This is a genomic window from Streptomyces sp. JL2001 (genome assembly GCF_050917515.1).
GTDB lineage: Bacteria > Actinomycetota > Actinomycetes > Streptomycetales > Streptomycetaceae > Streptomyces.
This window is the reverse complement of record NZ_CP169421.1, coordinates 4,072,578-4,093,263: the sequence shown is the minus strand read 5'-3', so window position 1 is coordinate 4,093,263 and position 20,686 is coordinate 4,072,578. Positions and strand designations below refer to the sequence as shown.

General features: G+C 73.0%; 20 protein-coding genes, 1 pseudogene and 1 riboswitch. Of the genes and pseudogenes, 11 read left to right on the top strand and 10 right to left on the bottom strand.

All coding sequences use genetic code 11. The annotated features are described in order from the left end of the window. The first annotated feature begins 58 nt into the window (after nucleotides 1-58). Both ACE1OA_RS18225 and ACE1OA_RS18220 read left to right on the top strand, forming a co-directional pair. Complete coding sequence (locus ACE1OA_RS18225; RefSeq protein WP_356780872.1) at nucleotides 59-733, top strand: TetR/AcrR family transcriptional regulator; 675 nt, start codon at nucleotides 59-61, stop codon at nucleotides 731-733. A 15-nt stretch (nucleotides 734-748) separates the two neighbouring features. After that, a pseudogene (locus ACE1OA_RS18220) lies at nucleotides 749-877 on the top strand (NAD(P)-dependent oxidoreductase); the annotation flags it as partial. 37 nt (nucleotides 878-914) lie between these two features. Here the strand turns inward: ACE1OA_RS18220 and ACE1OA_RS18215 are convergent. After that, nucleotides 915-2,183 carry an ATP-binding protein gene (locus tag ACE1OA_RS18215; RefSeq protein WP_432753072.1) on the bottom strand — a complete coding sequence of 423 codons (1,269 nt, stop codon included), beginning with the start codon at nucleotides 2,181-2,183 and terminating at the stop codon, nucleotides 915-917. A 425-nt stretch (nucleotides 2,184-2,608) separates the two neighbouring features. On the opposite strand from ACE1OA_RS18215, the gene ACE1OA_RS18210 reads away from it, so the two are divergent. From ACE1OA_RS18210 to ACE1OA_RS18190, 5 genes are all read left to right on the top strand, one after another. After that, nucleotides 2,609-2,812, top strand: a complete 204-nt coding sequence (locus ACE1OA_RS18210) for a cold-shock protein (RefSeq protein WP_030939356.1) — start codon at nucleotides 2,609-2,611, stop codon at nucleotides 2,810-2,812. A 260-nt stretch (nucleotides 2,813-3,072) separates the two neighbouring features. Continuing rightward, nucleotides 3,073-4,560 (top strand): DEAD/DEAH box helicase, encoded by a 1,488-nt coding sequence (locus ACE1OA_RS18205; protein WP_432753071.1) that lies wholly within the window; start codon nucleotides 3,073-3,075, stop codon nucleotides 4,558-4,560. A gap of 41 nt (nucleotides 4,561-4,601) precedes the next feature. Then, nucleotides 4,602-4,847 carry a CBS domain-containing protein gene (locus ACE1OA_RS18200; protein WP_432753070.1) on the top strand — a complete coding sequence of 82 codons (246 nt, stop codon included), beginning with the start codon at nucleotides 4,602-4,604 and terminating at the stop codon, nucleotides 4,845-4,847. A gap of 189 nt (nucleotides 4,848-5,036) precedes the next feature. After that, nucleotides 5,037-5,387, top strand: coding sequence for a MerR family transcriptional regulator (locus ACE1OA_RS18195; RefSeq protein WP_356608935.1), 351 nt, complete (start codon nucleotides 5,037-5,039; stop codon nucleotides 5,385-5,387). A gap of 266 nt (nucleotides 5,388-5,653) precedes the next feature. Beyond that, on the top strand, nucleotides 5,654-5,890 hold the full coding sequence (locus ACE1OA_RS18190) for a hypothetical protein (protein WP_356609019.1): 237 nt from the start codon (nucleotides 5,654-5,656) through the stop codon (nucleotides 5,888-5,890). A 157-nt stretch (nucleotides 5,891-6,047) separates the two neighbouring features. On the opposite strand, the gene ACE1OA_RS18185 is transcribed toward ACE1OA_RS18190, so the two are convergent. From ACE1OA_RS18185 to ACE1OA_RS18170, 4 genes are all read right to left on the bottom strand, one after another. Further along, nucleotides 6,048-7,418, bottom strand: a complete 1,371-nt coding sequence (locus ACE1OA_RS18185; RefSeq protein WP_356608937.1) for an FAD-binding oxidoreductase — start codon at nucleotides 7,416-7,418, stop codon at nucleotides 6,048-6,050. A gap of 116 nt (nucleotides 7,419-7,534) precedes the next feature. Further along, nucleotides 7,535-8,311, bottom strand: coding sequence for a hypothetical protein (locus ACE1OA_RS18180; protein WP_432753069.1), 777 nt, complete (start codon nucleotides 8,309-8,311; stop codon nucleotides 7,535-7,537). Nucleotides 8,312-8,467: 156 nt separating this feature from the next. After that, the gene (locus tag ACE1OA_RS18175) at nucleotides 8,468-8,950 is read right to left on the bottom strand and encodes an SAM-dependent methyltransferase (RefSeq protein WP_356608941.1); all 483 of its coding nucleotides are present in this window, start codon (nucleotides 8,948-8,950) and stop codon (nucleotides 8,468-8,470) included. A gap of 188 nt (nucleotides 8,951-9,138) precedes the next feature. Beyond that, nucleotides 9,139-9,438 (bottom strand): hypothetical protein, encoded by a 300-nt coding sequence (locus ACE1OA_RS18170; protein WP_356608943.1) that lies wholly within the window; start codon nucleotides 9,436-9,438, stop codon nucleotides 9,139-9,141. Between the two features lie 144 nt (nucleotides 9,439-9,582). Between ACE1OA_RS18170 and ACE1OA_RS18165 the strand changes: the two genes are divergently transcribed. Continuing rightward, nucleotides 9,583-10,323 (top strand): PP2C family protein-serine/threonine phosphatase, encoded by a 741-nt coding sequence (locus ACE1OA_RS18165; RefSeq protein ID WP_384874216.1) that lies wholly within the window; start codon nucleotides 9,583-9,585, stop codon nucleotides 10,321-10,323. A gap of 61 nt (nucleotides 10,324-10,384) precedes the next feature. On the opposite strand, the gene ACE1OA_RS18160 is transcribed toward ACE1OA_RS18165, so the two are convergent. Both ACE1OA_RS18160 and ACE1OA_RS18155 read right to left on the bottom strand, forming a co-directional pair. Continuing rightward, a complete protein-coding gene (locus ACE1OA_RS18160; protein WP_356608947.1) occupies nucleotides 10,385-10,825 on the bottom strand; it encodes a hypothetical protein in 441 nt (146 codons plus the stop codon). Then, nucleotides 10,822-12,288 carry an APC family permease gene (locus tag ACE1OA_RS18155; RefSeq protein WP_432753068.1) on the bottom strand — a complete coding sequence of 489 codons (1,467 nt, stop codon included), beginning with the start codon at nucleotides 12,286-12,288 and terminating at the stop codon, nucleotides 10,822-10,824. The genes ACE1OA_RS18160 and ACE1OA_RS18155 overlap by 4 nt, the downstream gene beginning before the upstream one ends. A 168-nt stretch (nucleotides 12,289-12,456) precedes the next feature. On the opposite strand from ACE1OA_RS18155, the gene ACE1OA_RS18150 reads away from it, so the two are divergent. Continuing rightward, on the top strand, nucleotides 12,457-13,416 hold the full coding sequence (locus tag ACE1OA_RS18150) for a D-2-hydroxyacid dehydrogenase family protein (protein ID WP_386543840.1): 960 nt from the start codon (nucleotides 12,457-12,459) through the stop codon (nucleotides 13,414-13,416). Between the two features lie 68 nt (nucleotides 13,417-13,484). Here ACE1OA_RS18150 and ACE1OA_RS18145 read toward each other — a convergent pair whose 3' ends face one another. Together ACE1OA_RS18145 and ACE1OA_RS18140 are read right to left on the bottom strand one after the other, a co-directional pair. Further along, nucleotides 13,485-14,306, bottom strand: a complete 822-nt coding sequence (locus tag ACE1OA_RS18145) for a CbtA family protein (RefSeq protein WP_384874226.1) — start codon at nucleotides 14,304-14,306, stop codon at nucleotides 13,485-13,487. Nucleotides 14,307-14,320: 14 nt separating this feature from the next. Next, nucleotides 14,321-14,551: a CbtB domain-containing protein gene (locus tag ACE1OA_RS18140; protein WP_356608955.1), complete on the bottom strand. Its 231-nt coding sequence runs from the start codon at nucleotides 14,549-14,551 to the stop codon at nucleotides 14,321-14,323. A 235-nt stretch (nucleotides 14,552-14,786) separates the two neighbouring features. On the opposite strand from ACE1OA_RS18140, the gene ACE1OA_RS18135 reads away from it, so the two are divergent. Both ACE1OA_RS18135 and ACE1OA_RS18130 read left to right on the top strand, forming a co-directional pair. Continuing rightward, entirely contained in the window at nucleotides 14,787-15,389 is a 603-nt protein-coding gene (locus ACE1OA_RS18135; protein ID WP_386543843.1) for a histidine phosphatase family protein, read from the top strand. A gap of 226 nt (nucleotides 15,390-15,615) precedes the next feature. After that, nucleotides 15,616-16,572: a nucleoside hydrolase gene (locus ACE1OA_RS18130; protein ID WP_432753067.1), complete on the top strand. Its 957-nt coding sequence runs from the start codon at nucleotides 15,616-15,618 to the stop codon at nucleotides 16,570-16,572. A gap of 315 nt (nucleotides 16,573-16,887) precedes the next feature. Here ACE1OA_RS18130 and cobN read toward each other — a convergent pair whose 3' ends face one another. Next, complete coding sequence (cobN, locus tag ACE1OA_RS18125) at nucleotides 16,888-20,502, bottom strand: cobaltochelatase subunit CobN (protein ID WP_386543848.1); 3,615 nt, start codon at nucleotides 20,500-20,502, stop codon at nucleotides 16,888-16,890. Nucleotides 20,503-20,539: 37 nt separating this feature from the next. Continuing rightward, nucleotides 20,540-20,676, bottom strand: a riboswitch (cobalamin riboswitch). Nucleotides 20,677-20,686: the final 10 nt, after the last annotated feature.

Here is a 20,686-nt window from a genome sequence, read left to right as displayed (position 1 = left end):
TTCCCTGAGGGGGCGTCAAGACCCCGCCGACCCACCGACCCGGGAGTGCCAGTCCACGATGACCAGTGACGATCCAGTCCGCCGTGGTGGCCGTGAAGCGCAGCGCCGCCGCACCCGCAAAGCGATCGTCGACGCGGCGGTCCGGCTGAGCGGCGACGGAGCGACCCCCTCCATCGACGAGATCGCGGCCGCCGCCGACGTGTCACGGCGCACCGTCTACGCGTACTTCCCGAGCGTCGACCACCTGCTCATCGACGCGACCGCCGGCGCGCTCAACGAGCCCCCGGTCGAGCAGGTCCTGGCCGACCCCTCGATCTCCGACGACCCCGCAGCCCGGGTGGACGCCCTCATCAGGACGCTGTTGAAGTACTCGCCGCAGTCGCTTCCCCTCGGCCGCCGACTGATCCGCCTGACCGTCGATCCACCGGCGAGCGAGACCCCGGAGCCGGCCACCCCGCGCCGCGGCCCCCGCCGGATCGAGTGGCTGGAGCAGGCCTGCGCCCCTCTCCGCGACACCCTGAGCCAGGAGGCGTACCAGCGACTGATCTCGGCCCTGACCATCGTGGTCGGCTGGGAGGCGCAGATCGCCCTGCGCGACGTCCGCGGCCTCGACCCACAGGCCGAGGAGGAGGCCATCACCTGGGCGGCACGAGCCCTGGTGGAGGCGGCGATCAGAGAACACGAAGCGGGCAGCCCGCAGGACGAGGGGCGCCCGGGCACCGGCCGTCCATGACGGCACGCGAGCGAGGCGGTGGGCGTCAGCGCCGAACTCCCGCGCCGTATCAAGGTGATGGCCGACCGCGCGATAGCCGCCGGACACGGCGGCGGGCAATACCCCGTGCTGGTCGAGGAGTTCGGCAGGCCCCGCAACGGGTGACCGATCCCAACCCCTGGTCGGGCCGCGCAGACAGCCCTTAGATGCGGGCGAACGTCTCCGTCTGCTGGGCGAACTCCTGGGCCATGGCGGCGCCGACGGTGGGCCTGGTGTCGCCGATGGTGGCCAGGTAGTCGTCGGTCGTGGGGCGGGTCCGGGTTCCGGTGTCGAAGGTGCGCTCGAACTGGACCTGGGAGACGGTGCGCGCCACGTGGGCGATGTCCGCGGGGGTGAACCCCTCGCTGGCGGAGGCCAGCGCCGCGTTGTCGGCCTCCGCGCCCGCCCGGGCCAGGTAGCTCTCCCACAGCGCGGTCCTCGCGCGGTGGTCCGGGGGACCGATCGGCAGCACGTAGTCGAAACGGCCGTGCCGCAGAAACGCGGAGTCCAGCGTGGTGACGTCGTTCGTGGCGCAGACGAGCAGCCGCCCGTCCCGGCCCCGGAACCGGACGATCGCTTTCAGCAGCTCGTTGACGACACCGACCGCGGTCGCGTCCGCGCCGCTGCGCGTCCCCGCGATCTCCTCGACCTCGTCGACGAAGACCAGGACGTGGTCGAGCTGGGCGATCTCGTCGAAGCGCCGGTTCAGTCCGCTGGCCAGCCCGTACTCGGCGGCCAGCCGGGCGGGGAAGAGTTCCAGGAAGGGCCAGCCCAGACGGCTGGCGATGGCGTGCGCGAACGTGCTCTTCCCGGTCCCGGGCGGACCGAACAGCATCACCGCCCGCGGCGGCTCCACCCCGTGCTGCGCGGCCAGTTCCGGGTGGGCCAGGGGCAGGACCAGGCGCCGCTCGATGAGCCGCTTCTCCCTCTGCATGCCCGCGACCTTCTCCCAGAGCCCGCCGGGCGGCAGCTCCGCTCCGAGAGAGGAGGCCATACTGACGGCCTGAGGTGTCACCGGCCCGCGCTTCTCGAAGAAGAGCAGGCCCGAACGGGCACCGAAGCCGCAGTTGTGCAGAGCGGCGGCGCCGGTCCCGCTCGCGGGCAGGACCGCCTGCACCGTGCGGACCCCACCGGTGAACAGCCGGTGCTCCAGGGCCGTGATCAGGCTGCTGCCCAGTCCCCGGTGCCGCCAGGCCGGCGCCAGGCAGATCCGCAGGATCGACGCCCGGTCACCTTCCACCCTGCTCACCGCGGCACCGATCACCACCTCGTCGGCCGTCGCCACCACGGCGGGGTGGAGGTCCTGGAGGGCGGCCACGGCGTCCGAGAGCGGAGCCAGCGGCGGCTCCTCCGCCGTGCCGCCCTCGGCGTCGACGCGGATCACCGCTTCGAGATCGTCCTGGGCGTAGTCCCTGACCCGCCAATCCGTCATGATCAGCTCCGTGCGTCGGCCGCACTCCCTCACCACCACCGTGATTTCACCGTACTCCGCGTGGCCGAGGCGCCGCGCGGGCGGGCGCGCGCGGGCACCCGGGCCTGACTCTCCGTCGGGCGCGGGCGCCCGGCACTCCTCCATATCTGTGCCCGCGGGATGAGAATTGGACGAACCGCGCGATGAGGGTTCTTTCCGCGGCGGACGGAATGAAATTCGGTGCAGCCCGCGGGCGACTCCGGCGTGCTACTGTCGATATCAGTTGCAGTTGTGGTTCCCAAGAATTTCAAGCGCTCCAGCAGGCCATCGCGCCCTCTGGAGAGGGCTTTTACAATCGCCGGTCATTTCCGGACGGGGTAATCATTGCGGCGACACGGCGTCCGCACAGTGCGTACGCCGATGTACTGCCCCAGAGGAGATATGACATGGCTACTGGCACCGTGAAGTGGTTCAACGCGGAAAAGGGCTTCGGCTTCATCGAGCAGGACGGTGGCGGCCCCGACGTGTTCGCCCACTACTCGAACATCGCCGCCCAGGGCTTCCGTGAGCTGCAGGAGGGCCAGAAGGTCTCCTTCGACATCGCGCAGGGCCAGAAGGGCCCGACGGCCGAGAACATCGTTCCCGCCTGACGCCGGCACGCACTTCGCAGCTGGGGCCCGCATCCTTCGGGGTGCGGGCCCCAGCTGCATGCTTTTCCCGCCGCGGTCCCGACTGCAGGTCGATTCCGAGGAATCCCCGGTCCCACCGCGCCATCACCCGCGCCTGAGCCCGCACACGTGCGCCATCGGCCAGGTTCGCATCGCATTTCATCCGGCCCGTACTTGCAATTCTCCGCGCGGTACACGCGGCGGGAATTCCTTGATATGCGCCGTATCGAGGAAGGTTCCGCATGAACCGCACACGTACAGACAACCGATTCACCCGTACGCGCCACGGCGGCGCTTCCCAGGGTGGTAGTCGTTTCGGTTCGTCGGCGTCGAACCGCTCGGGTGGCCCGAGCCGGTCGGGCGGCCCCGGTCGTCACCGCACCACCGTCCAGGGCGAGTTCGCCCTGCCGAAGACGACGTCTCCGGCACTGCCCGCCGTCGAGGCGTTCGCCGACCTCGACATGCCCGACCAACTCCTGGCCGCGCTCACCACACAGGGCCTCACCGTGCCCTTCCCGATCCAGGGCGCGACACTGCCGAACTCCCTGGCCGGCCGCGACGTCCTCGGACGCGGGCGCACCGGCTCCGGCAAGACCCTCGCCTTCGGACTCGCCCTCCTCGCCCGCACCGCCGGACAGCGCGCCGAACCCCGCCGGCCACTGGCCCTGGTCCTCGTCCCCACCCGAGAACTCGCCCAACAGGTCACCGACGCCCTCACCCCCTACGCCCGCGCCGTGAAACTCCGCCTGACCACCGTCGTCGGCGGCATGCCCCTCGGCCGCCAGGCCAACGCCCTGCGCGGCGGCACCGAAGTCCTCGTGGCCACCCCCGGCCGCCTCAAGGACCTCATCGACCGCGGCGACTGCCACCTGAACCAGGTCGCCATCACCGTCCTCGACGAAGCCGACCAGATGACCGACATGGGCTTCATGCCCCAGGTCACCGCACTCCTCGACCAGGTCCGCCCCGACGGCCAGCGCATGCTGTTCTCCGCCACCCTCGACCGCAACGTCGACCTCCTGGTCCGCCGCTACCTCACCGACCCGGTCGTCCACTCCGTCGACCCCTCCCAGGGCGCCGTCACCACGATGGAACACCACGTCCTGCACGTCACCGGAGCCGACAAACACCGCACGACGACCGAGATCGCCGCCCGCGACGGCCGCGTCATCATGTTCCTGGACACCAAACACGCCGTCGACCGCCTCACCCAGGACCTCCTCGACAGCGGCGTCCGAGCCGCCGCCCTCCACGGCGGCAAGACACAGCCACAACGCACCCGCACCCTCGCCCGCTTCAAAACCGGCCACGTCACCGTCCTGGTCGCCACCAACGTCGCCGCCCGCGGCATCCACGTCGACAACCTCGACCTCGTCGTCAACGTCGACCCGCCCACCGACCACAAGGACTACCTCCACCGCGGCGGCCGCACCGCCCGCGCCGGCGAGTCCGGCAGCGTCGTCACCCTCGTCACCCCCCACCAACGCCGCGGAATGACCCGCCTCATGACCGCCGCCGGCATCACCCCCACAACCACCCAGATCCACCCCGGCGACGAAGCCCTCACCCGCATCACCGGCGCCCAAACCCCCTCCGGCATCCCCATCACCATCACCACCCCGGCGGCCGAACGCTCCGACCGCGCCGCCGCCTCGCGCGGTGGCGCCGCCCGCGGCCGGCGCCGCGCCCCCGCCGGACGGCGGGCGCCCGCACGGCGTCCGGCCGCCTGAACGCGTCAGGCACTCCGATCCGTCCCCGCAGGAGGAACCTCTTGACCTTCCCCCCGACGCACACGACCACGGTCGAGCCCGCGCCGCAGGTTCGTGACGACATGACCGTCGAGGTCGCGATCTCGGTCCTGACCAGCGCGCGCTCCGAGCACCTGGTCGTCTGCGACGAGGACGACCAGTGCTCCGGACGGGTCACCATGGCGCACCTCGCGACGATCCGCGACAGCACCGCCTACACGGACCGGGTCCGCCTGCGCGACGTCCTCGGCAGGCCCGTGTCCGTCTGACGGACGGAACGGCCGCGAGGGCCGAGGACCATGCGGTGAGGGCCCGACCGGCACGTTCCGGTCGGGCCCTCACCGCTGTCCCGACGAGGTCGGCGGGGCAGCGGGAGCGGCGGATGGTGTTGAATTTCCCTCGGGGCCCTGGTGCCGTACGGCACCAGGGCCCTGACGCGCTCCCCGGAAGAGGTGCAGATGACAGCGGACGACTCGCTCGGCGGCCGCCTTGACGACGATGACTACCCCGCATACACGATGGGCAGGGCCGCCGAACTGCTCGGCACCACACCCGGTTTCCTCCGTGCCATCGGAGAGGCCCGCCTGATCACCCCGCTCCGTTCCGCGGGCGGGCACCGCCGCTATTCCCGCTACCAGCTGCGGATCGCCGCCCGTGCCCGGGAGCTCGTCGACCAGGGCACACCGGTCGAGGCCGCCTGCCGCATCGTCATCCTCGAGGACCAGCTCGAGGAGGCCCAGCGCATCAACGCCGAGTTCCGCCGCGCCGAGGCGGAGCGGCGGAACGACGGCACCGACAGCGACGGCTGAGCGCGTCGCGACCGGCCGCCCGGCCGCGTGAGGCGCTGACCCGCGCGGCGACGACACCGACGGCCCTCCGGCGGGCGTTCCCGTCGCCCGGTCCCCGCCGAGCGGTCCGACGTACAGTGGACGAACCGGGAGCTCCCACCCGCCCGGCCTCCGTGCTGTCGTGAACCCCGGAAACGTCCTGAAGGCCCGCCGGCCTGTCGGCCCGGACGCGACCCCTCCGAGAGGACGGTCCCGCCGTGGACCCCTACGAAACCGAGTCCCTGCCGATGGCCGGGCACGCCGAAGTCCGGATCGTCGCCGCCTCGCCGGAGACGGCCCGGGCGGTGGCCGAAGTACTGCGCCGCTGCTTCTCGGGCACCGAACAGCGCAGCTACCCCGCCCCCGGCGGCGGCACCCGGCTCCACCTCACCGTCGACACCCAGACGGCGGCCGGCCCCGCCCGCTCCTGGCTCACCACCAGCCGGCCCCGCACCGGCGAGGGCCCGCACGCCGAGGAGTCCTGACGGCCGCCACCGACGGCGTCGGCCCCTCGGGAGCGTGGTGGCCGACGGCAGCGTGGTGGCCGACGGTGTACGGATCCGTCTGCCCGCGGGGTGCGCCCGACGGGGTCCCGCGCGACACGCGGGGCCCGGGTCGCCGTGCCGGGCCCGCGCCGCCCGCCTACGGCTTGATGTTCTGGTTGAGGTGGAACAGGTTGCCCGGGTCGTAGGCGCGCTTGACGTCGACCAGGCGGTCGTAGTTGCCCTTGTAGTTGGCCTTGATGCGGCTCTGGTCGTCGTCGGCCATGAAGTTGATGTAGCCGCCCTCCTCGGAGTGCGGGGCGGTGGCCGCGTAGTAGTCGCGGACCCAGGCGATGTTCGCCTCGTTGTCGGCGGGGTCCGGCCACATGCCGGCGATGACGGTGGCGAACGAGGCGTCGCGGTAGGCGAAGGCCGTGGCGTCCGGCGCCACCCGGTGGCAGGCGCCGTTGATCGGGTAGATGTGCACCGTCGAGTTCACGGCCGGCACCCGGGGCCCGTGCCGCAGGTGCGCCTCGATGGCGTCCTCGCTGAGTTCGGTCACGAAGTTGGCCTTCCAGTAGTGCTGGAGACCGGGTGGCACGAGGGCGTCGAAGGCGCTGTTGAGCGCGGGGTACGGCATCGGTCCGACGTGCTCGGCGACGACCGGGGCGATGTCGTGGAAGGGCTTCACCGCTCGCGGCCCCTCGTCCAGGGGGCCGGACCAGCAGGCCACGATCAGGGCGAAGGGGTCGCCGTGCCGGTCCTCCGGGATGAACGGGAGCGGCGGGGCGATCTGGAACGCGGGGAAGCCGCCGAACTGCTCCGGCGCGTCGGCGATCAGCTCCTGGAACGCGCGCAGCACGGTGCCGGCGTGCTCCAGCTCGAAGAGCATCGGCCCGCCGTAGATGTCCTTCACGGGCGCGAGCCGGTACTCGAAGGACGTCACCGCGCCGAAGTTGCCGCCTCCGCCGCGCAGCGCCCAGAAGAGGTCCTCGTTCTCCTTCTCGTCGGCGACGAGCAGGCGGCCGTCCGCGGTCACGACGTCCGCCGAGATCAGGTTGTCGCAGCTCAGGCCGAGGCCGCGGGCGAGGTAGCCGATGCCGCCGCCGAGGGTGAGTCCGCCGACCCCGGTGGTGGAGATGATCCCGCCGGTCGTGGCGAGTCCGAAGGCGTGGGTCGCCGCGTTGAGGTCGCCCCAGGTCGCGCCGCCCTCCGCGCGGGCCGTCCGCGCCACGGGATCGACGCGGACCCCGCGCATCGCCGACAGGTCGGCGACCACTCCGCCGTCGCAGGTGCCGAAGCCCGGCACGCTGTGGCCGCCGCCGCGCACCGCGAGATCGAGCTCGTTCTCCCGGGCGTAGTCCACCGCCGCGATGACGTCACCCGCGTTGGCACAGGTCACCACCACGGCCGGTGTCTTGTCGATCATGGCGTTGTGGACCGTGCGCGCCGTGTCGTAGCCGTCGTCCTCCGGGGTGACGACGATCCCGCGTACCCGCTCGCGCAGTTGGTCGATCGAGAGCCTGCCCATCACTGCTCCTCGTCCGTGCCCCTCCTTCACGCTACGCCGATGAGCCACGGCCTCAACCGGGGAGACGGAGTCGCAGGACACCGCTCGCTGATCCGGCCCGATCGACAGGACACCCTTCAGCTGCCGACCTCGCGGGCGAGGTCCAGGCCGAGGACGCGATCGAGGAGGGCGAAGGTCTCGAACCGGGCGCCGGGCGGCACGTCGGCGCTCTCGGCGACGGCGGTGAGCAGGGCGAGGACGGCGGGGACGGCGAGATCGTCGGCGAGCCTTTCGCGGGCGTCCCGCAGCACCTCGGCGGGGACCGGCCGGGACGGTTCGCGCGCCCACTCCGCCACCTGCCGGCGCCAGTGGGCGAGCGTCCGCCCGGCGGCGTCGAGGGCGGCCTCGTCGAGGGTCACCGGGGCGGCGTGCGGGCGGCCGAGCAGCAGCAGCCGGACGGCGAGCGGATCACGGCCCGGCGCCGGGGCGGCGTCCAGGAGCCCCGGCGGTACGGCGCCGCCGGCACCCACCTCGGTCGGCACCCCGCCGGCCACCTCGGGCACTTCGCCCCGCGCGTGGACGTGCACGTCGGCGGCGGCACAGGGGGCGTCCGTCGTCGGCGGCGTGCCGGTCACGGCGGGCGGATGGACGCCGAGCGCGGCGAGGGCGCGGTCGAGGTCCCGGCTCCGTTCCGGGGACCACGCCGGGCCCGGTGCGGTGAGGACGGTGTGGGACTGCAGCCCGTGCAGCTCCGCGGTGCGCGCCAGCAGGTCGCCGACGAGCGGCACCCGCAGGTCCGCGGCGCCCGGGCCGTCCGGGGCGGCGGGCAGGTGCACGCAGAGGCGCAGCAGGTGGCGGCGCGCGGAGGGAACCTCGACGAGGCGGCCGGTGCGGGTGTCGGCGATACGGAGCATGCGCGGAGGCTAGCCGCGGGGCCGGGCGATCCCGGGGAGGCGCCGACGGAGCGGACGCCGTGTCCCGAGGGGTTCCGCCCGCCCCGTCCGGGCGGCGATCGGAGCGTCAACGGCTGTGCAGGACAGGCCGATCGGCCCGGCTCCGCCGGCCCCCGGTCAGTAGTAGTGGCGCATGATCTCGGTGGCCCAGTCGGGCTGCCGGACGTCGCCCTGCGGGCCGAACTCCGTCATGTACGGCTTGATGTCGAGCACCGGCGTGCCGTCGACCGCGTCCAGGCCCTGGACGTGCAGGTCGAGGCCTTCCGTGCGCAGCAGCCGGCAGCGCGAGACGCCGATGCGGTTGGGGCGGTTCTTGCCCCGCTGGGCGAAGATGCCGACCAGCGGCCAGTCGGTGTTGCCGCGCGGGTGCCGCGCCCCGGTCTCGATCCTCTCCTCCGGTACGCGGTCGAAGTGGTAGACGACCTCGACGTGCGAGAACGCGTCGAGACCGGCGAGCGCCTCCGGGCCGAAGCGCGCCGCGTCCAGCCGGATCACGGCGGAGATCGCGCCCCACTCGTCGTCGCGGACCTCCTCCCGGCCGCCGATCACCCGTCCCACCGCGCGGGTCGTCAGGCCGGTCGGTTCGGTGCCCTCGTCCATGTGCTGCCCTTCGTGAGGAGGCGTTGCCCGGCGCCGGGTCGCGGCGCGGGACGGCGGGGGTCGCCCGCGGGTCCTCACCATGATCGCCTCGGAGGGGCGGCCCCGGCGGCGCTTTCGGGGACCGGTCCCGGGAAGCCGGGCCGGCGCCGGGTGCGCGGGATCGGCCGGGCACCCCGCCGGAGCCGCCGTCACTGTCGCAGATGGCTGAAGCCGACCTCGAAGCGTTCGACCGAGAGGATCCGCTGTCCCTCACGCGTGGCGACCTCCTCGCGGATCAGGGACGCCAGTTCCTCGCTCTCGCGCAGCGCGTCCTCGCTCGCCCACAGGGTCAGCGTCCTGGCCTTCCCCGAGGGCCGGTCGACCATGTAGTAGACGCCCAGGAAGCCGGGCAGGTCCTTGACCCGTCCGACGACGGTCTCGGCGTTGGCGCTCAGATCCCCCGCCGCGGGAACCGGGGATCCCTGGTACGTGCTCAGCCTCGCGAACATCTGCGGCAGTCCTTTCGTGGCCGGGCCGCCGGTCGGCGGACCGGCGGCTCCAGCACCAGCGTGCTCCGGCGGGCGGCGCCCCGCACTCCGGCGGGACAATGGGGGTGAGGGACATGCCCGCCACGACGGAGAGCGGGGTTCGAGGTGCCGTACACAGCCGTCACCGCGCTGAGCCATGCCGGGCTGGTCCGCGAGCACAACGAGGACAGCCTCGTGATCGGCCCCTGGACGCTGTGCGGCACGGTGACCGAGAACCCCCAGACGTTCCTGTTCCCCCTCGGCACGCCGCTCGTCGTGGCCGTCGCCGACGGCCTGGGCGGGCAGCCGGCCGGAGAGGTCGCCAGCGCCCTGGTGGTCGGCCGGCTGGCCCGGGCGGGTACGTCGCTGGACGGCGCCGACTCCGTCCGGCACGCGCTGAACACCTGCAACCGCGCGGTGTACGAGGCCGCGAGCGACGACCCCGAGCAGGCCACCATGGGGACCACGGTCGCCGGCGTCGTCGTCCTGCCGGACTCGCTCCTGGTCTTCAACGTCGGCGACAGCCGGGTGTACGACGCCGGCGCGGAGCCGCTGCGCCGGCTCAGCGTGGACGACAGCCCGCCGCCGGAGCCGGGCCGGCGCACCACGTCCCTCGTCACCCAGACCCTCGGCGGCAGCCGTGTCTTCAGCGCCGTGACCCCGCACGTCGAGGAGCGCCCGCTGGCCGCGGAAAACCGCTTCCTGGTGTGCAGCGACGGCCTGACCGACCCGGTCCCGGACGAGGTCCTCGGCGGGCTGCTGCAGGCCCATGACGACGGCCGGGCGTGCTTCGAGCTCTGGAAGGCCGCCATCGAGGCGGGCGGGCCCGACAACATCACGCTCGCCCTGGTCCGGATCGGCGCGTAGCGGTCCGCCGCGCCCGCCCCGGCCACCGGCCGCGCGGGCGGGGCGCCCGCGCGGCCCGCGTTCACCTGCGGACCGTGTCGTCCGTCTTCAGGTCGCCGAGGTCGTCCTCGAACTCGTCCACCTTGTCGGGGCAGTAGACCTGGAGCACGATCCGCTCGATCTCGACCGCCGTGCTGTCGGCGATGACCGGTCGCATGCCCGGGCCCGTCGCGCCGTTGGAGAGCTGGTGGATCTTCCACAGGGCGTTGTTCAGGGTGCTGCCCGGGTCCTCGCAGACGACGCCGCCGTCGGTGCCGAGCAGGCGCTCGGTGATGTCCGTGTCGGGCGCGGGAAAGCCCGCCTCGACCAGCTTCGTGTTCAGCTCGTCGGCCTTCTTCGCCGTCTGGTTGGTCCGCCGGACGGCGCTGTACTGGATCAGGCCGACGACCACCATCCCGACGAGCACGACGATCGCGCCCACGTAGATCCACTTGTGCTCGGAGGCGAACCGGGTGGGACTCATGCGGCACCTCCGTCGTCGGCCGCGGCCGTACGCCAACTGGGCTTGCGGAAGCGGAGGAACAGCCACGGGATCAGCAGACCGAGGACGCCCAGACCGCAGCCGATGAACAGGACGTACGACCAGATGCTGCCGCCGCCGAACTGCGAGGGCGGGACGAAGCCGATGATGAGCGCCGCGAGCGAGGACAGCCAGCCGACGGTGCAGATCAGGACGAGCGCGGGGGCCCGGTAGCCGCGCGGGTGGTCCGGCTGGGTCTTCCGCAGCCGCACGGCGGCCGCGAACATCAGCAGGTAGACGATCAGGTACACCTGTGTGGTGATCGTCGAGAAGATCCAGTAGACGCTCGACACGTTCGGGATGAACGCGTACGCGAGGGCGATGAGGGAGGTCACGACGCCCTGGGTGACGAGGATGTTCTGCTGGATGCCGTACTTGTTGAGCTTCTGCAGGAACGGCGGCAGGTAGCCCTCGCTGCGCGAGATCTCCAGCAGGCCCTTCGACGGGCCGGCCAGCCAGGTGAGCATGCCGGCCAGGGAGGCCGAGATCAGCATGACGGCGGCGATCGGGGTCATCCAGCCGACGTCGAAGTACGAGAAGAAGGCCTCGAAGGCCTGCATCACTCCCGCGGTGAGGCTGAGCTGGTCGGCCGGGACGACCCAGCTGATCGCGAGCGCCGGCAGGATGAAGATCAGCAGGACCAGGACGACCGCCAGGAACATCGACTTGGGGTACTCCCGGGGCGGGTCCTTCAGCGAGGAGACGTGGACAGCGTTCATCTCCATGCCCGAGTAGGACAGGAAGTTGTTGACGATCAGGACCAGGCTCGCCAGACCCGTCCACTGCGGGAGAAGGTGGTTCGCGTTCATGGGCGCGGCCGAGGGATTCCCCTGGCCGAGAAAGACCATGCCGAGCACGACGAGCACCGTGCCGGGGATCAGGGTGCCGATGACCAGGCCCCAACTGGCCAGTCCGGCCAGGGCCTTCGTGCCGCGCGAGGAGACCCACACGCCGGTCCAGTACAGCACCATGATCACGATGGCGGTGTAGAGCCCGTTGGACGCGAGTGCCGGGTCGATGATGTACGCGATCGTGGAGGCCACGAAGGCCAGCAGGCTCGGGTAGTAGAAGATCGTCATCGCGAACTGGCACCAGACCGCGAGGAAGCCCAGCGGCTTGGACAGGCCTTCGGAGACCCAGCGGTAGACACCACCGGTCCAGCCGGAGGCGAGTTCGGCGGAGACCAGGGCGGTCGGCAGCAGGAAGACGACGGCCGGAACCAGGTAGAGGAAGACGCACGCCAGGCCGTAGACCGCCATCGTCGGGGCGGCGCGCAGGCTGGCCACGGACGCCGTGGTCATGAGGGCCAGCGTGACCCAGGTCATCGTGGGGTTGGCCGGTGTGCGGGCGGCGGCCGCGTGGGTCACCTGCCGGGGCACCTCGGCGGGGACGTCCATGGAACTCATGCGTTCTCCGCTCTCCGGAACGTTCCCTGGATCGGGACGAATCAGAGCAATTCTTCGGCCCGATGAGCGGTTTGTCCTGTCAGGCCGGGCCGCTCACCCGTGTGCCGCAGCACCACCGCGCGTGCCCGCGCCCCCTGCCGTAGGCTCCTGTGGGCGATCATGGGCGCCATGAAGCTGCGCTGTGCCGTACTCGACGACTACCAGGGCGTCGCCCTCGCCTCCGCCGACTGGAGCGCGCTCGCCGACCGCGTCGACGTCCGGGTCCTGCGCGAGCATCTGACCGACCGGGACGCGCTGGTGGCCGCCCTGGAGGACTGCGAGATCGTGGTCGTGATGCGGGAGCGGACCCCGATGGACGCGGAGCTGCTCGACCGGCTGCCCCGGCTGCGGCTGCTCGTCACGTCCGGGATGCGCAACGCCTCCCTCGACCTGGCCGCGGCCGCCCGCCACGGGATCACGGTCTGCGGCACCACCAGCAGCGCCGAACCGCCCGTCGAGCTGACCTGGGCGCTGATCCTGGGGCTGGCCCGGCACGTGCGGACCGAGGCGCAGGGGCTGCGGGAGGGCGGCCCGTGGCAGTCCACCGTCGGCACCGACCTGGCCGGGCGGACCCTCGGGCTCCTCGGCCTCGGCCGGATCGGCAGCCGGGTCGCCCGGGTAGGACTCGCCTTCGGCATGGACGTCCTCGCCTGGAGCCCGCACCTGACCGACGAGCGTGCCGCCGAGCACGGTGTCCGACGCGCCGCCGACAAAAGGGAGTTGATGGCCCGCAGTGACGTCGTCTCGCTCCATCTGGTGCTCTCGGACCGCACCCGCGGCATCGTCGGCGAGGACGAGCTGCGCGCCATGCTCCCCACGGCCCGTCTGGTCAACACCTCCCGCGCGGGCCTCGTCGACGGCGACGCACTGCTGCGGGCACTGCGCGAGGGGTGGATCGCGGGCGCGGGCCTCGACGTCTTCGCGACCGAACCCCTCCCGGCCGACGACCCGTTGCGCACGCTGCCGAACGTCCTCGCGCTGCCGCACCTGGGCTACGTCACGGAGGCCAACTACGCCCGGTTCCACGGCGGGGCGGTCGAGGACATCGAGGCATGGCTGGCCGGGGCGCCGATCCGCGAACTGGGCTGAGGGACGGGAACGGCCCCGCTCCCCCGCGGACGGGGAGGGGGGCCGTCACCGGCGCCGGTGGTCGGGGCTCAGACGGCCGAAGCCGTCCGGGCCGCCGGGGCGGGCGCCTCCTCGCGTGGTGTGAGCAGTCGTTGCGCGAACAGGCCGAAGACGACCGCGAAGGCCGCCCACAACGCCAGCTGGATCCCCAGGGTCGCCAGCCTGAAGTCCCAGAGCACGGCGGCCGGGAAGCCCTCCTGCACCGCGTCCTCGTTGCCCGGCAGGACCGCGCAGGCGATCACGACGGCGGCGACGAAGCCGGCGCCCGCGACCAGGGTCGCGTTCCAGTTGCCGAGGCGCGGCGCGAGACGGCGGCCCGCCACGACCGCGGCGATGCCGAGCAGCACGCTCAACGCGATCATCAGGAAGAAGAGCGTGGTGCGCTTCCCGATGGTGTCCGGGTTGCCCACCGCCGGTGGGGTGGCCGGGTACTTGAGGAACGGCACCAGGTAGACGGTCGTGAAGGCGGCGGCGGCGACGAGCGCCGCGGTCGCCTTCGGGGTGAAGCGGCCCACCCGTCCGAGGACGAAGCAGAACGCGAGGGAGGCGATGCCGCCGAGCGCGACCCCGTAGACGAGGACGCCGGTGGCGAGGCCGGCCGTGGACTGGACGTCCCGGCTGACGATCTCCTCCTCCTCTTCGGCGGCGTGCTCGGCGGCGTGCCCGGTCGTCGCGCCGTGGTCGGCGTGGGCCTCCTTGGCGGCCGCGGCCTCCTCGACGGCGATCGAGGCGTCGACGGACGGCTCACCGGCGACGTACGCGACAGCGAAGGCGAACAGTCCGGCGAGCAGACCCGCGAGCATGCCGCGGAGCAGCAGTCTTCCCACGGTGGAACCGGTTGCGGTGTTCATGTGCGGGGCGCCCCTCAGTGGCAGGGGAAGCCGAGCAGATGACGACCGTCGTGCACCCACTCGTGCACGTCGCTGCCCGCGAACACGGACAGGGCGCCCTGCTCGGCGCCGACGAAGTAGAGCGCGACCAGCATCAGGATTCCGGCGAACGCGGCCCAGGGCAGCACGGCGCGGACCGGCAGGGATGCCGGAAGGGCGACGGTGGGGGTGGAAGAGACGGCGGATGAGGCGACGGCCTCGGCCATGGTGGTACCTCCTCGGGAACTCGCGTCCCATACGGTGGTGCGCGACGACAGCGTTCGGGTCTGACTCACCGCGTTCCGCCCCTGGTTCGGGCGGACACGGCTCACAGTGGCGCGACCGTGCCGGAGTTGCACCGGCTTCCGTCGTGCTGTCGTCGATATGGAAATGTCGCGGAGAACGTACCGCGCGCGGCCCTCGCGGCCAAGAGCGCACGGAAGCCTGAGGGATGTGTCACCCATGACCGTACGCGTCACGCTGATCGCTCCCGCCGTGAACGCGGCGCTGCGCGAGGCCCGTTTCGACGACGGCGGACCGCTGGAGGCGGCCGGCCGGACCCGGGCGGAGGCGCTGGGCCGGGCACTGGCGCCGGACCGGAGGGCGGGTGCCGCCGCGGTCCTCGTCTCGCCCTCGGTCCGGTGCCGCGAGACGGCGGAGGCGCTCGGGTTCCCCGCGGCCGCTCCCGTGGACGCCCTCGCCGGCTGCGCGATGGGCCGCTGGCGGGGCCGGACCCTGGACGGGCTCGTGGGCGAGGAGGAGGAGTCGGTCGCCGCCTGGCTCTCCGACCCGGACGCCGCCCCGCACGGCGGCGAGTCCCTGCGGGCGCTGCGCGAGCGGGTCGGCGGCTGGCTGGACGCCCCGCACCCGGCGGGCCGGGTGCTCGTCGTGGCCGAGCCCGACGTCGTCCGGGCGGCGGTGGTCCACGCCCTCGGCGCGGACGACCGCATCTTCTGGCGGCTGGACGTGCGGCCGCTGGCCGGCGTGCACCTCAGCGGCCGCGCCGGCCGCTGGAACCTGCGCCTCGACGGGCCGTCCACCGGGGCGGCCGGCGACACCGACTGAGCGGGTCGACCGGGGCGCTGCGGGGTCTAGGGGGCGTCTTGGTCCTGTCCGGGCGGGCGGGCACTCCGCGGTTCGACATGCGCCACCCGTCTTCGGGCTGTTGACTGGTGCGCGGAGCCGCAGGGCGGTCTGCGGACGTTCCGAGCGGAGGACCCATGCGCCTGCGACGGGCGACGGGCGAGCGAGGGCCCGTGACGGCGGGGCACACCTGTGGGGCGGTGGCGGTATGGCCGTCCCCGTGATCCTCGACTGCGATCCCGGCCACGACGACGCGTTCAACATCCTGCTGGCCGCCGCGCACCCGGCCGTCGAGCTGCTGGCCATCACCACCGTGGCCGGCAACCAGTCCCTGGAGAAGACGACCCTCAACGCCCGCCGGGTGTGCGACGCCGCCGGCCTCGACGACGTGCCGGTCGCGGCGGGCCGGGACAGTCCGCTGCACGGCAGGCCGCGGCTCGCCGAGGACATCCACGGGCGCACCGGACTCGACGGCCCCGGCTGGGGTGCGGGCGAGCCTCGCGTCCCGCTGGACCCGCGCGACGCGCTCACGCTGATCCGGGACACCCTGCTCGCGCACCCGGTGCCCGTGACCCTGGTGCCGACCGGGCCGCTGACGAACATCGCGACGCTGCTGCTCGCCCATCCGGAACTGACCCCCCGGATCGAGCGGATCGTGCTGATGGGCGGCTCGACCGACCGCGGGAACACCACACCGGCCGCGGAGTTCAACATCCTGTGCGACCCGGAGGCGGCGGACATCGTCCTCACCAGCGGGCTCCCGGTGACGATGTTCGGCCTCAACGCCACCCACCAGGTCCGCGCGACCCCCGACGTCGTCGCCCGTATCGCGGCCCTGGACACGCCGCTCAGCCGGCTCTGCGTCGAGCTGCTGACCTTCTTCGCCGCCACCTACCGCGAGGTCTACGGCTTCGACGCGCCGCCGCTGCACGATCCGCTGACCGTGGCCCACCTGATCGACCCGTCGCTGATCAGCCTGGTGCGGGCCGCGGTGTCCGTGGAGCTGACGGGGACGTACACGCGAGGGGCGACGGTGGTGGACCTGGACGGGGTGACGGGTGTCGCGCCGCACGTCGACGTGGGCATGGAGGTCGACGTGCCCGGGTTCTGGGATCTGATCGTCGAGGCGGTCCGGGTGCTCGGCACCCGGACGGACGAGACGTAGCGTCCTGCGTTCCACGGAGGAGAGCCGCACGGCCGTCACCACGAGACGACTCGTCTCGCTCAGTGCCCCGCCTGACCCTCGATCCGGCCGCGAGCCCCCTCGCCGAACGGACCGGGAGCGGGCCTGAGCGCGGTCCCGCCGATCCCCGGCGGGCGGTGACGGGACCGCCCTCAGCCCGAGGTGGGCACGGGGATGACGACGACATCGTCGCCGGGCGTGTACGGACCCCACCCCTGGAACGTCCCGACCGCACATGTGTGCGGCCGGGATCGTAACCCGGGGCGGGCTCGCCCCCGTCGCGCCCGGTCGTGGGCGTCAGTCCTCGTCGCCGCCCTCCAGGTCGCCCTCCGTCTGGAGGAACACCTGGCGCAGGCGGTCCAGGACCTCCGGGTCCGGCTTCTCCCACATGCCGCGGGACTCGGCTTCCAGCAGGCGTTCCGCGATGCCGTGCAGGGCCCAGGGGTTGGCCTCCTTCAGGAAGGCCTGGTTCTCCGGGTCCAGGACGTACGTCTCCGTGAGCTTGTCGTACATCCAGTCGGCGACCACGCCCGTCGTCGCGTCGTAGCCGAACAGGTAGTCCACCGTCGCCGCGAGCTCGAAGGCGCCCTTGTAGCCGTGGCGGCGCATCGCCTCGATCCACTTCGGGTTGACCACCCGGGCGCGGAAGACGCGGGAGGTCTCCTCCACCAGCGTGCGGGTGCGGACCGTCTCCGGCCGGGTGGAGTCGCCGATGTACGCCTCGGGGGCCGTGCCCTTGAGCGCGCGGACGGTCGCCACCATGCCGCCGTGGTACTGGAAGTAGTCGTCGGAGTCCGCGATGTCGTGCTCGCGCGTGTCCGTGTTCTTCGCGGCCACGGCGATCCGCTTGTACGCGGTCTCCATCTCCGCCCGGGCCGGGCGGCCTTCGAGGCCCCGGCCGTACGCGTACCCGCCCCACACCGTGTAGACCTCGGCGAGGTCCGCGTCCGTGCGCCAGTCGCGCGAGTCGATCAGCTGCAGGATGCCCGCGCCGTAGGTGCCCGGCCGCGAGCCGAAGATCCGGGTGGTGGCGCGCCGCTCGTCCCCGTGCGCGGCCAGGTCCGCCTGCGTGTGCGCCCGTACGAAGTTCGACTCGGCCGGCTCGTCCAGCGAGGCGGCGAGCCGCACCGCGTCGTCGAGCAGCCCGATGACGTGCGGGAACGCGTCACGGAAGAAGCCGGAGATGCGCAGCGTCACGTCGATGCGCGGACGGCCGAGCTCCGCCGCGGGGATCGGCTCCAGGCCGTTCACCCGGCGGGAGGCGTCGTCCCACGTCGGGCGGACGCCGAGCAGGGCGAGTGCCTCCGCGACGTCGTCGCCGGCGGTGCGCATCGCGCTCGTGCCCCACAGCGAGAGCCCGACCGAGGTCGGCCACTCGCCGTTGTCGGCGCGGTAGCGCTCCAGGAGCGAGTCGGCGAGCGCCTGGCCGGTCTCCCACGCCAGGCGGGAGGGGACGGCCTTGGGGTCGACGGAGTAGAAGTTGCGTCCGGTCGGGAGCACGTTGACCAGGCCGCGCAGCGGCGAGCCCGAGGGGCCGGCCGGCACGAAGCCGCCGTTCAACGCGTGGACGGCGTGCGCGAGTTCGTCGGTCGTCGCGGCCAGTCGCGGAACCACCTGCTCGCAGGCGAACCGCAGCACGTCGGCGACCTCGGGCCCGTACGCCCCGGCGACCGCCGGGACCGCGTCCACGGACCAGTCCGCGGCCTCCATCGCCTCGACCAGCTCGCGGGCCTTCGCCTCCGCGTCGTCGGCGGTGGTACGGGTCGCGGCCGACTCGTCCAGACCCAGCGCCTCGCGCAGGCCCGGCAGCGCCTGCGTACCGCCCCAGATCTGCCGGGCCCGCAGGATCGACAGGACCAGGTTGACCCGCGCCTCGCCCTCCGGCGCCCCGCCGAGGACGTGCAGACCGTCCCTGATCTGGGCGTCCTTGACCTCGCAGAGCCAGCCGTCGACGTGCAGCAGGAAGTCGTCGAAGCCGTCGTCGTCGGGCCGGTCCGCCATCCCCAGGTCGTGGTCGAGCTTGGCGGCCTGGATGAGCGTCCAGATCTGGGCGCGGATCGCGGGGAGCTTGGCCGGGTCCATCGAGGAGATCTGCGCGTACTCGTCGAGCAGCTGCTCCAGGCGCGCGATGTCGCCGTACGAGTCGGCGCGCGCCATCGGCGGCACGAGGTGGTCGACGAGGGTGGCGTGCACGCGCCGCTTGGCCTGCGTGCCCTCGCCCGGGTCGTTGACCAGGAAGGGGTAGACGAGCGGCAGGTCGCCGAGGGCCGCGTCCGGGCCGCAGGCCGCGGACAGGCCCGCGTTCTTGCCCGGCAGCCATTCCAGGTTGCCGTGCTTGCCCAGGTGGACCATGGCGTCGGCCCCGAAACCGCCGTCCTCGGCGCGGGCCGCGATCCAGCGGTAGGCGGCCAGGTAGTGGTGTGAGGGGGGCAGATCGGGGTCGTGGTAGATCGCGATCGGGTTCTCGCCGAAGCCGCGCGGCGGCTGGATGACGACCAGCAGGTTCCCGCGGCGCAGCGCGGCGAGCACGATGTCGCCGTCGGGGTTGCGGGAGCGGTCGAGGAACATCTCGCCGGGCGCCGGGCCCCAGTGCTCCTCGACGGAGGCGCGGAGTTCGGCGGGCAGCGTCGCGTACCAGCGCTTGTAGTCGGCGGCCGGGATGCGGACGGGGTTGCGGGCGAGCTGCTCCTCGGTGAGCCAGTCCTGGTCGTGGCCGCCGGCCTCGATCAGGGCGTAGATCAGCTCGTCGCCGTCGCCGGAGACCAGGCCGGGGACGTCCTCGACGGGGCCGAAGTCGTAGCCCTCCGCACGGAGCCGGCGCAGCAGCGCCACGGCGGAGGCGGGGGTGTCCAGACCGACCGCGTTGCCGATGCGGGAGTGCTTGGTCGGGTAGGCGGAGAGGACGAGCGCCAGCTTCTTCTCGGCGTTCGGGATGTGCCGCAGGCGGGCGTGGCGGACGGCGATCCCGGCGACGCGGGCGGCGCGCTCGGCGTCGGCGACGTAGGACGGCAGCCCGTCCTCGTCGATCTCCTTGAAGGAGAAGGGGACGGTGATGAGCCGGCCGTCGAACTCGGGGACGGCGACCTGGCTCGCCGCGTCGAGCGGCGACAGGCCCTCGTCGTTCTCCTCCCACGCGGCGCGCGAGCCGGTGAGGCACAGCGCCTGGAGGATCGGCACGTCGAGAGCGGCGAGCGCGCCCGCGTCCCAGGCCTCCTCGTCGCCGCCGGCCTGGGCCTCGGCGGGCCTGGTGCCGCCGGCCGCGAGGACGGTGGTGACGATCGCGTCGGCGTCACGGAGACGGTCGAGCAGCTCGGGCTCGGGGGCGCGCAGGGAGGCCACGAACAACGGGCGGGCCTGGGCGCCGGCGTCCTCCAGCGCCTCGCACAACGCGGCGACGAAGCCGGTGTTGCCGCTCATGTGGTGGGCGCGGTAGTAGAGCACGGCGACGGTCGGGCCGTCGGTGGTGCGGGGGGTGCGCTCCAGCGGGCCCCAGGTCGGCGCGGCGGCCGGGGCCTCGAAGCCGTGCCCGGTGAGCAGCACGGTGTCGGAGAGGAAGCGGGCCAGCTGCTCCAGGTTGTCCGGACCGCCGTGCGCGAGGTAGGCGTGCGCCTCGGTGGCGACGCCGATGGGGACCGTGGAGGCCTCCATGAGCTGGGCGTCGGGGGCCTGTTCGCCGGAGAGCACGACCACCGGCCGCGGCTGGTCGTCGGCGAGCAGCGCGTCGAGGCCCTCCTCCCAGGCCCGCAGGCCGCCGAGGAGGCGGACCAGGACGAGGTCGGCGCCGTCCAGGAGACCGGGCAGGTCGGCAGCGGGAAGCCGGGCGGGGTTGGCGAAGCGGTACTCGACCGGTCCCCCGGCCGCGCGGGCGCTGAGCAGGTCGGTGTCGGAGTGCGACAGCAACAGAATTCGCATGCGAGCGCAGGCCTTCCTCGGGGTTTCCGCGCCCCGGGTGGTCGTGTGGACGGCGGGAGTTCCTGACTCACCGGCCCCGTCTCGGGGGCCGGCTCACAGTGGCGGGACCGCGCCGGATTCTCACCGGGCTTCCTCCCCGGGGTCCTGGGACCCCATGCCGTCTGCATAGTAGATCCTGGCCGCC